The sequence below is a fragment of the Lysinibacillus xylanilyticus genome (assembly GCF_001708185.1).
Taxonomy (GTDB): Bacteria; Bacillota; Bacilli; order Bacillales_A; family Planococcaceae; genus Lysinibacillus; species Lysinibacillus xylanilyticus_A.
Window position 1 is genome coordinate 964027 of record NZ_MDDN01000001.1, and the last position, 9677, is coordinate 973703.

The 9677-nt window shown below is 38.5% G+C and carries 8 protein-coding genes and 1 other annotated feature (1 of these 9 running past the window's edge); of the genes, 3 read left to right on the forward strand and 5 right to left on the reverse strand.

Going from position 1 to position 9677, the window contains the following annotated elements:
* Positions 1–12: a binding site (T-box leader), on the forward strand; it begins 222 nt to the left of the window's first position.
* A 123-nt stretch (positions 13–135) separates the two neighbouring features.
* Positions 136–1125, forward strand: a complete 990-nt coding sequence (gene trpS / locus BFJ97_RS04670) for a tryptophan--tRNA ligase (RefSeq protein WP_068983456.1) — start codon at positions 136–138, stop codon at positions 1123–1125.
* 820 nt (positions 1126–1945) lie between these two features.
* On the opposite strand, the gene fabF is transcribed toward trpS, so the two are convergent.
* From fabF to BFJ97_RS04690, 3 genes are all read right to left on the reverse strand, one after another.
* The gene (gene fabF, locus BFJ97_RS04680; RefSeq protein WP_068983458.1) at positions 1946–3187 is read right to left on the reverse strand and encodes a beta-ketoacyl-ACP synthase II; all 1242 of its coding nucleotides are present in this window, start codon (positions 3185–3187) and stop codon (positions 1946–1948) included.
* Positions 3188–3217: 30 nt separating this feature from the next.
* Positions 3218–4156 carry a beta-ketoacyl-ACP synthase III gene (locus tag BFJ97_RS04685; protein ID WP_068983459.1) on the reverse strand — a complete coding sequence of 313 codons (939 nt, stop codon included), beginning with the start codon at positions 4154–4156 and terminating at the stop codon, positions 3218–3220.
* A gap of 738 nt (positions 4157–4894) precedes the next feature.
* Entirely contained in the window at positions 4895–5266 is a 372-nt protein-coding gene (locus tag BFJ97_RS04690) for a hypothetical protein (RefSeq protein WP_068983460.1), read from the reverse strand.
* 428 nt (positions 5267–5694) lie between these two features.
* On the opposite strand from BFJ97_RS04690, the gene BFJ97_RS04695 reads away from it, so the two are divergent.
* Positions 5695–5889, forward strand: coding sequence for a YjzD family protein (locus tag BFJ97_RS04695; RefSeq protein WP_068983461.1), 195 nt, complete (start codon positions 5695–5697; stop codon positions 5887–5889).
* A 52-nt stretch (positions 5890–5941) separates the two neighbouring features.
* On the opposite strand, the gene BFJ97_RS04700 is transcribed toward BFJ97_RS04695, so the two are convergent.
* Entirely contained in the window at positions 5942–8068 is a 2127-nt protein-coding gene (locus tag BFJ97_RS04700) for an ATP-dependent Clp protease ATP-binding subunit (protein WP_083226903.1), read from the reverse strand.
* A gap of 271 nt (positions 8069–8339) precedes the next feature.
* Here BFJ97_RS04700 and BFJ97_RS04705 point away from each other — a divergent pair, with 271 nt between their 5' ends.
* Positions 8340–9026 carry a Crp/Fnr family transcriptional regulator gene (locus BFJ97_RS04705; protein WP_068983462.1) on the forward strand — a complete coding sequence of 229 codons (687 nt, stop codon included), beginning with the start codon at positions 8340–8342 and terminating at the stop codon, positions 9024–9026.
* Positions 9027–9071: 45 nt separating this feature from the next.
* On the opposite strand, the gene BFJ97_RS23975 is transcribed toward BFJ97_RS04705, so the two are convergent.
* The gene (locus tag BFJ97_RS23975) at positions 9072–9275 is read right to left on the reverse strand and encodes a hypothetical protein (RefSeq protein ID WP_139114373.1); all 204 of its coding nucleotides are present in this window, start codon (positions 9273–9275) and stop codon (positions 9072–9074) included.
* Positions 9276–9677 lie beyond the last annotated feature (402 nt).

The window sequence follows — 9677 nt, forward strand, 5'->3', positions numbered from 1 at the left end:
TTCGTCCCTTCATTAGAAAAACTAATGAGGACGCATGATGTTTTTTATTTTGGATATCGAATATGCCTCGGATGGGTACTTATGTAACAGACAAATGACTGCCACTGAGGCGACAAATTACAAGGAGGAAATGACATGACAACTATTTTTTCAGGCGTACAGCCAACAGGGATTGTAACTTTAGGGAACTATTTAGGTGCATTTAAGCAATTCCCTGCATTACAAGACGAGGGGAACGCTATTTATTGTATCGTTGATCAGCATGCTATAACAGTGGCACAGGATCCAAAAGAATTACGCCAAAATATTCGCAACTTAGCAGCTACGTATATCGCTACTGGTATCGATCCTAAAAAATCTACACTATTTATTCAATCTGAAGTGCCAGCTCACGCACAGGCAGGCTGGATACTACAATGTGTCTCATCGATTGGTGAACTTGAACGTATGACACAATTCAAGGATAAATCTCATGGTAAGGAAAGTGTTTCTGCAGCTCTTTTAACATATCCACCACTAATGGCAGCAGATATCCTTTTGTATAACACAAACATCGTTCCGGTTGGTGATGACCAGAAACAGCATATTGAGCTTACTCGTGATCTTGCAGAGCGCTTTAACAAACGTTTTGGTGATGTTTTAACGATTCCTGAAATTCAATTGCCGAAAGCAGGAGCTCGTATTAAATCACTTCAAGAACCAACAAAGAAAATGAGTAAATCAGATCCAAATACAAAAGCTACAATTAAGTTTTTAGATTCAGCGAAAGATATTGAGAAAAAAATTAAATCAGCGGTTACTGACTCTGATGGTATTGTGGCATTTGATGTGGAAAATAAACCTGGTGTTTCTAATTTACTAACAATCGAGTCTGCCATTTCAGGCGTATCTATTGATGATCTTGTAAAAAAATATGAAGGCGTTGGCTACGGTGGTTTCAAGCAAGGTGTTGCAGCAGTAGTTATTGATCACCTTACACCAATTCAAGAGAAGTTCTACAATTTAGTAGAATCCTCAGAATTAGATACCATTTTAGATGAAGGTGCTGAAAAGGCAAACGCTATTGCTAGTGCTACATTAAAACGCATGGAAGAAGCAATGGGCCTTGGGCGTGCACGTCGCTAAAAGATAACGGAATTGATTCTCTCCCAAATACAGTAGTATTGGTGGGATTTATCGCAAGAGCTTGACCAAAAAGAGTGTATGCTTAGAGTCACGTTTTATCTTTTACGTTTAACGTTTTATCAAAACCAAGATCAAGCACAACAGCGCATAACACGATGGCTGATCCAATAGCCATATAAAACTCTGTTGTATGCACCATGAATTTAAAAACAACTATCCAGGAATATCCGAGTGTCCGATAATTCAAATACAATATGAGATTCCCTAATGAGAGAATCAATAGGCCATAGCATATTAAAAATAAAAAGAGTCGGAACATGATAAGGGCATCCTTTCTATTTCTTCTTACTTATCATCTATTCACAAAACTATAAAAAAAGACGTCAGCCATGTAAATTGGCTGACGTTTTTTATGTTGTTGAAAAACTAAGTCAATAAAATTACTGTCCGTTAATGCGAAATAAATTTTACCAGTTAATTAAAGTGTCATCCTATTAAATAAAGGAAGTCTCTTCTGCAAAAAGAGGGGTTGATTTCCGTTCCGACTGGGCGCTTTGTCACGACGTTGGTCACGAAGGCGTTATCACAGGATGTGATGTTTTTAGCCTTTGTTCCTCTATCGCTAATCCCCAAGGAGTCGCCCAGTCTCCACTCCAATCAACCGCCCAGTAGCAAAATGCCTTTATATATGCGAAAACATAGCGGCGGTAACAAAAGATGTACAATCGCTTGACTGCTATAAGTCACTTCTGTCCCGATTGGTGTAGACAAATAAACAGTGGAAGATGAAGATCCCCCACTGTTTAAAGTGTTACTTTATTTATTCCTCGATTTTTTTGAATAGAAGACTAGCGTTGTGTCCACCAAAACCAAGTGAGTTACTCATAGCATATTTAATATCTGCCTCACGAGCTTCATTTGGTACATAATCTAAATCACATTCTGGATCTGGATCTGTTAAATTCATTGTTGGTGGTAAAATGCCTTCTTTCAGTGCTAGCGCTGTGAAAATAGCTTCAACCCCACCAGCTGCACCTAATAAATGACCTGTCATTGATTTTGTAGAACTCATTGCAAGTTTATAAGCATGTTCACCAAAGGCAGTTTTTACAGCTTGTGTTTCAAAAAGATCATTATATGGCGTACTTGTTCCATGTGCATTAATATAGTCAACTTGTGAAGGCTCTAGATCGCCATCAGCTAATGCTTGTAACATTGCACGTGCGGCACCTTCTCCTTCTGGAGCTGGAGCTGTAATATGATGAGCATCACCTGTTGAACCATAGCCAAGAACTTCTGCATAGATTTTTGCCCCACGTGCTTTTGCGTGCTCATACTCTTCTAGCACGACAATACCTGCACCCTCCCCGATAATAAAACCATCGCGATTTTTATCGAATGGACGGCAAGCTGTTTGTGGATCTGTATTTAAAGATAAAGCAGTATTTGCACAGAAGCCTGCCACTGCCATTGTAACGATTGGTGACTCAGCACCGCCAGTAATCATGACATCTGCATCCCCGCGTTCAATTACTTTAAAAGCATCACCAATTGAATTTGTACCTGAAGCACAAGCAGTTACTGAGCAAGAGTTAATGCCTTTTGCACCAAGATGAATTGATACTTGGCCCGAAGCCATATCAGGAATCATCATTGGAATGAAGAATGGACTGACACGTCTTGCGCCACGTTCTTGGAATGTTGTAAATTGTTGTTCATATGTTTCCATACCACCGATACCCGAACCAATCCATACACCTGCGCGTGGTGCTAGCTCTTCATCGATAGTTAGTTGTGCGTCTTCCATCGCCATAATGGACGCTGCTAAGGCGTAATGTGTAAAGCGATCCATTTTGCGAGCTTCTTTACGTTCGATATACTTTTCAATATCAAAGTCTTTTACTTCAGCGGCAATTTTTGCTGCGAATTGATCTTTATTTAAACGTGTTAACTCGCCAATACCAGATTTTCCAGCTTTAATATTAGCCCATGTTTCTTCGATGCTATTTCCTAGTGGTGTAACTGCGCCAATCCCTGTAATTACTACTCGTCGTTTACTCATTGTCTTACTCCCCTCAAGCATTTTTAGTTATTATTTTCCCCATCTCATTGCAACGGCGCCCCATGTTAAGCCACCGCCAAATCCAACAAGTACTAATAAATCATCATCTTTTATCTTACCTGCTTCAAGCTCATCTACCAAGGAAATACCAATAGACGCTGCTGACGTATTACCATATTTGTGAATCGTTTTTGACATTTTTTCTGGTGGCAGCTCTAGACGCTCACGAGCTGATTCCATAATTCGAATATTCGCCTGATGTGGCACTAAAAAATCTACATCATCTTTTGTTAAACCTGCTTTATCTAACACAGTTACTGCAGATTCACCCATTTGACGTACTGCAAACTTAAATACTTCACGGCCATTCATAGCAATTGTGTCCTGCTGCGTTAAAGACAAATGCTTCCCACCTGTACCATCAGCTCCAAGCTCAAATGATAAGATACCTCTACCTTCTGATACTGGACCAACAATTGCTGCACTTGCACCATCACCGAATAACACTGCCGTATTGCGATCTTCCCAATCAAGTACCTTCGACAGCTTTTCAACACCTACTACTAAGACATATTTATAAGCATTTGCTTCTACAAAGTGCTTTGCTGTCACTAAACTATATATAAATCCTGCACAAGCAGCTGCTTGGTCCATCGCAGCTGCATTAACTGCTCCAATTTGTTCCTGAACCATACATGCTACACTTGGAAAGTTTTGATCTTGTGTTACAGTTGCTACAAGAATTAAGCCTATTTCTTCAGGTGTAATACCCGCATTTGCAATAGCCTCTTTTGCAGCAGCTACTGCTAAATCTGAAGTTTCCTGATCATCTGCAGCAAAATGACGCTCTTCAATCCCCGTACGAGTTCGAATCCATTCATCCGAAGTGTCCATAATTTTTTCTAAATCAAAATTTGTAACGACCTTCTCCGGAACGTATTTGCCTATTCCTATAATACCAGCGTTCATAAAGCAACCCCTCCGCTTTCTTACTATCAATTATTAGTAACTGGTCATAATTATAACTCATAATGAAGGAATGGTGCAAGATGATTTGAAATCACCGTCTTAAAGCTAGCAATATCAAGGATTTTAGTGATATATACAATTTTGGCTCATCACCATAACGTGAGGCTGAAAAAATTTAATAATGGCGGATAATGAAAAAAAGCTGCACATAAATCTGCAGCTTTTACCAACATTGCTAACATATATGATCAACAACGCAAAAGTCGATATCGTAAAAAGATGGAAGGTGGCTCTCGCATTGTTCGGCCTACATCCAATCTATTCTCTAATAGGTTGTGAAGGATCGCGTTTTCTTTGGAACTCCTAGTGCTCTGAAGAAATCGCTTAATAGGTTGTAGCACAGAAGGCTTCAAACGACGTGTTGTACGTTTCTTTTTGTTAGGTGTGCTACCGTAGTTGTGCCAACGTAATGGCTGAAGCTTTAATCGTCTGGTGTTGCGGTGGTGTTTTTGGTTCAATAAACAATGTTGAATAATACGCATCCGCAATGGTAATCAAGTAAATCACAAAAAGTAATTGTTTTGTTCAATGGTTCAAAAATTATTTCTCCCTTTTTTTAGTTCTATCAATTCGAATTGTCTAGTTATAATACGAATGGTACATAAAAAGGTTTCAAATTAAAAAGGACCAACGCACAGAAGAACCCAATCAGCCACCTCGGTTTGCGATCGCTTAGAACTACAACATTGGTTTGAATAATAGATAACCATACGCTAAACCTTTTACTGCATAAAATAAAATTGGAGCGAGTATGAACCATGCGAATTTTTCATCCAATACTTCAACCTTTTCTTTACTAGTCTTTTTCTCTATAACTTTTTCAATCACTAAAATAATGATAACAATCATACCTGCCAACAATAATGAAAAAATCATTTTCCACATTAGTGTAGAAGCTAAGAAAAGATAAACTTCCGGGAACAGTAGGAAATCGAAAATAGGTATGAACCAATCGAATATTTTACCATCTAAAATGTTCTCTATTGATGGTTGTTCGTTTGTTAGTTGCCTTTTAACTTCTTTAATAATTTCTTTTAAAAAATCTCTCATTCTCTTTCCACCCATACTTTTTATATTTCCAATTATTTCTACGGAACTAAAAGTGAAAAGTTTCGCTGAAGATATAACAAAAGACCACTCTTATTTAAACTGGCACATTGAAAAGAGCTTGATAAATTTGACAAGAGGATCTCACTGTATCCGAATACCATTGCTGTAATGAAGATCAGTGGCAGGATGAATTAAAGTTAATGCTTTTTGCCTCAATTCGATTCGGCTACGACACTCCCCTGCATCAAACATTTGCAGCGTCTTCTAATTTCGGTGATCCTATTGAAATTGCATTCAAGTAAGATTATCGTTGTGACAAAATCGACATGTTTCACAGAAAAGGTTCTTTTTTTTTCGAGTTATGTTATGATATGATAATGAATATGTAGTAAAACTTTATGATAAAAAGTTCGGTTGAGGTGAAATTAATGCAATATATCGTAACATTCATATGGTCATTCCTACTAGTTTCAATGTTAAACTACGTAGTAAGCTCTGTACTTGGCGTACCATTTGATTTCCAAACGGGTGCAATCTTATCAGTTGCATTCTCAATTCTTATTTTCATTATTGGGGCAGTCATTCCAAACGAGCCAACTCCAGAAGCTGCAGATCATCATTAATTCAAACAAGAAAAAACCTGTTCCGCATTGTGCGAAACAGGTTTTTTTCTTGTTATTTTTCAACAACACATTGACCGTCATGCATTCTAATATGCAATGTTTCTCCTGGTAATACTTCACCTCGTAGCAATTCCTTTGCAACTGCCGTTTCAATATAACGTTGTACGAAGCGTTTTAATGGTCTTGCGCCAAACTGAGCATCCGCTCCTTGGTCTACAACCCAATCAATTACACCTTGTTCTACTTGTAAAGCAATATCTTGCTCTGCAACACGTTTTACAAGCTGTTCAACATATTTCCAAGCAATCGCTGTAAAGTGCTCACCTGATAATGCGTGGAACATAATAATATCATCCATACGATTTAACAGCTCTGGTTTAAAGTGCTGACGCAGTGCAGTCATCACTAAATCCTCAACTGCTCCATCGTCTTCTTTTGCTTCCATTAAATAGCTTGAGCCAATGTTAGAAGTTAAAATAACCACTGTGTTCGTAAAATTGACCATACGACCTTGACTATCCGTAATGCGGCCATCATCTAAAATTTGTAGTAAAATATTCGCGACATCTGGGTGTGCCTTTTCAATTTCATCTAGTAATACAACTGAATATGGATTACGGCGAACAGCTTCCGTTAATTGTCCACCTTCCTCATAACCAACATAACCTGGAGGTGCCCCTACAAGACGTGATACGCTATGTTTCTCCATATATTCACTCATATCAATGCGAATAAAATGATCCTCGGAATCAAAGAGCTGTGCCGCTAATGCCTTGGCAAGCTCTGTTTTACCAACACCGGTTGGTCCTAAGAATAAAAAGCTACCAATTGGTCGATGTGGATCTTTAATACCAGCTCGAGCGCGCCATACTGCTTCAGTGACAAGTTGCACAGCATTATCTTGTCCAACTACTCGCTCATGCAATGTATCTTTTAAGCGCAATAATTTTTCGCGCTCTCCCTCCACTAACTTTGTTACAGGTATTCCTGTCCAGCGTGAAACAATAGATGCGATTTCATCAGCTGTTACCTCTTCACGTAAAATACGTGATTCTATGCCATTCTCTAATTGTTTCTCCATCTCTTGTATATCCTTTTCAAGAGTAGGAATTTTCCCATGACGTAGTTCGGCTGCTTTATTTAAATCATATTTACTTTCTGCTTCATCTAAGTCACGACGATATTTATTAAGCGTTTCTCGTTTTTTCTGAATGCCCTGTAACGCTGCTTTTTCGCTTTCCCATTGTTTCCGCATGCCTTCTGAGGAATCTTTTAGCTTTGTTAATTCCTCACTTAATTGCTCGAGACGCTTTTTACTTGCCTCATCCTTTTCTTTACGCAATGCTTGTTCCTCAATTTCGAGCTGCATAATACGGCGTGTTACTGCATCCAATTCCTGTGGCATAGAATCAATCTCTGTTCGAATCATGGCACATGCTTCATCGATTAAATCAATGGCTTTATCAGGCAAGAAGCGCTCTGTAATATAGCGGTTCGAAAGCTCTGCTGCCGCTACGATCGCACGGTCATGAATACGTACCGCATGATGTAACTCAAAGCGCTCTTTTAAGCCACGTAAAATGGAAACTGTATCCTCAATAGATGGCTCACGCACAAGCACTTGTTGAAAACGACGCTCTAAAGCAGGATCTTTTTCAATATACATACGGTATTCATCTAATGTTGTAGCACCGATACAATGTAACTCACCTCGTGCAAGCATTGGCTTTAACATATTCCCAGCATCCATTGCACCATCCGTTTTACCTGCACCAACAATTGTATGAATTTCATCAATAAATAAAATGATACGCCCTTCCGATTCCTTCACTTCTTTAAGTACACCTTTTAAGCGTTCTTCAAATTGACCTCGATAACTTGCACCTGCTATTAAAGCACTCATATCAAGCTCGTATAATACGCAATCTTTTAATCCCTCGGGTACATCCCCTTTTACAATACGTTGAGCTAACCCTTCTACAATTGCTGTTTTACCGACGCCTGGCTCACCGATTAAGACAGGATTATTTTTCGTTTTACGCGTTAAAATACGAATAACATTACGAATTTCTTCATCACGACCGATAACCGGATCCATTTTACCGTTTTTAACTTCTTCAATTAAATTACGTCCAAATTGCTCTAATGGTTTTTTATTATCTGTTTGTTGAAATTGCATAATTAGCACTCCTTTTCAATAATGTTAGCGGAATCCCGTTTACCATTCTTGTTCACGAAAAAAGTTTGACCTTTTTTGACTAACTTTATTTTACAACATACGACAAACCTAAGCAAAGAATAAGCTCTAAAATTCCTTCCCTTCTAACTGAAAAGTTAAGCTATAATAAAAGTATGTTTCTTAGATTTAGTATCGAAATTATTCACCATCCTTTTGTAATAAACAGCCACTTATTACAAAAAGAAAGCGATGTGTTGGAGATATGGTTATAATGGATAAATTACAAGAGCAATTTCACGATCTTTTCCAAAAGCACGGTGTTTTTACGAAAGTAAATAAGGATCATAAAATTTTTTTAGAAGGCGAACGTGCGAAAGAAATATACTATATAAAAACTGGAGCTATCTCGATTAGTCAGGAAACTGAGAACGGCAAGGAGTTAACAATTCGAATTTGTGGTCCGAATAGTATTATTGGTGAAGGCTCTTTGTTTTGTAACTTTACGTATCATTCCATGACTGCTAAAGTATTAGAACACTCTAGTTTATATGTTCTAAGCCGCAAATCATTGGAACTATTATTAGTAGAACAACCTAATTTAATGGTGGAATATATGAAGTGGTTGCAAATAGAAAATTTAAAGCATCAAAGTCGTTTGCGTGATTTAGTTTTAAACGGTAAAAAAGGTGCTTTATTTTCAACGCTTATCCGTCTTACAAATACTTATGGTAAGCCTTTTGAAAATGGCAATATTTTTATTGATTTCCCGTTAACAAATACGGAAATCGCTAATTTATGTGCGACGAGTAGAGAGATGATCAATCGCATGCTCAATGATTTAAAGAAGCAAAATATTCTTTCCTTTGACAAAGGTTATATAACAGTTCACAACGTCCAAATTTTAAAGGATGAAATTGCTTGTGAAAATTGTCCGTTACAAATATGTCGTATCGATTAATACGCTACACACAAAATCCCCGCTTATGAGTTATAAGCGGGGATTTCATATAATGGTCAAGGAAATCATTGTGAATATTATAATATTTAAATGAGGGGGATTTCCGTTCCAGGCTACTCGCTTTGACGCTGACGCTTCGCTTTCGCGCAGAGCAAGGCTTCCTGTGGGCGAGCGTCGAGCCGCTTCCTCCACTAAAGGAACGAAGGCTAAGTGCGTCACGTCCTGTGACAATGCCTTCGTGACCAACATCGTGTTGGCCTCAGGGTCTCGCCTTTCTCGCTTTCCAACGGGAGTCGAGTAGCCTTCCACTCCAATCAGCGATAGTGTAGAACTTTTATAAATTTTTGTATTTCAAAAGTGAACGCTATGGAAACTTATCCATAATCAAACAGAAGAATCTTATAACAGTAATGCTATTGTACACCTAATCTTGCTGACGCTCCGCTTTCGCACATAAAACATTGCTTTTTATAGCTATAAATTAAAAGTAACATGCCAGAAGATACATACTAAGAGAAGTTGTTGATTGGAGTGGAGGCTGGGCGACTCCTTGGGGATTAGCGATAGAGGAACGAAGGCTAAGAGCATCACGTCCTGTGATAACGCCTTCGTGACCTACATCGTGTAGGCCCGAGACCCTGGAGCGAGCAA

Bases quoted from the DNA above. Each gene is read 5' to 3' on its own strand.
- BFJ97_RS23975 (WP_139114373.1), bottom strand. From the start codon at position 9,275: ATGTTGGTCACGAAGGCATTGTCACAGGACGTGACGCACTTAGCCTTC.
- trpS (WP_068983456.1), top strand. From the start codon at position 136: ATGACAACTATTTTTTCAGGCGTACAGCCAACAGGGATTGTAACTTTA.
- fabF (WP_068983458.1), bottom strand. From the start codon at position 3,187: ATGAGTAAACGACGAGTAGTAATTACAGGGATTGGCGCAGTTACACCA.
- BFJ97_RS04685 (WP_068983459.1), bottom strand. From the start codon at position 4,156: ATGAACGCTGGTATTATAGGAATAGGCAAATACGTTCCGGAGAAGGTC.
- BFJ97_RS04695 (WP_068983461.1), top strand. From the start codon at position 5,695: ATGCAATATATCGTAACATTCATATGGTCATTCCTACTAGTTTCAATG.
- BFJ97_RS04700 (WP_083226903.1), bottom strand. From the start codon at position 8,068: ATGCAATTTCAACAAACAGATAATAAAAAACCATTAGAGCAATTTGGA.
- BFJ97_RS04705 (WP_068983462.1), top strand. From the start codon at position 8,340: ATGGATAAATTACAAGAGCAATTTCACGATCTTTTCCAAAAGCACGGT.
- BFJ97_RS04690 (WP_068983460.1), bottom strand. From the start codon at position 5,266: ATGAGAGATTTTTTAAAAGAAATTATTAAAGAAGTTAAAAGGCAACTA.